Origin of the sequence: Streptomyces violaceorubidus (genome assembly GCF_000717995.1) — a bacterium.
GTDB lineage: Bacteria > Actinomycetota > Actinomycetes > Streptomycetales > Streptomycetaceae > Streptomyces > Streptomyces violaceorubidus.
This window is the reverse complement of the sequence record NZ_JODM01000209.1, coordinates 1-266: the sequence shown is the minus strand read 5'-3', so window position 1 is coordinate 266 and position 266 is coordinate 1. Positions and strand designations below refer to the sequence as shown.

Sequence of the window (266 nt, the reverse complement as noted above, 5' to 3'; positions counted from 1 at the left end):
GCTGTGGACGTCCGCGGTCGACCTCGCTGCGCGCGGCGCGGACCGCGTGCCGGAGCGGGCCGTGGCAGCCGTCCGCGCCCGGCGCCTCGCGCAGGCCAGGCACGGGTCGTCGGTCGTGGTCAACATGGCGGACACCGGGGACACGCTGGCCGACGGCATCGACCGCGTCCTCGCCGACCCCGCCCTCACCGGCCGGCTCTCCGAGGAACACCTGCGCACCCTGCGTGCCGCCCGGCGCTCCGGGGACGGCCCGCCCGGCCAAAGCG

Annotated in this window: 1 protein-coding gene; it reads left to right on the top strand. The window is 78.9% G+C overall.

The features are described from left to right. Positions 1-61: 61 nt before the first annotated feature. On the top strand, positions 62-266 hold a 205-nt coding region (locus IE94_RS36935; RefSeq protein WP_157849465.1), incomplete at its 3' end, for a hypothetical protein.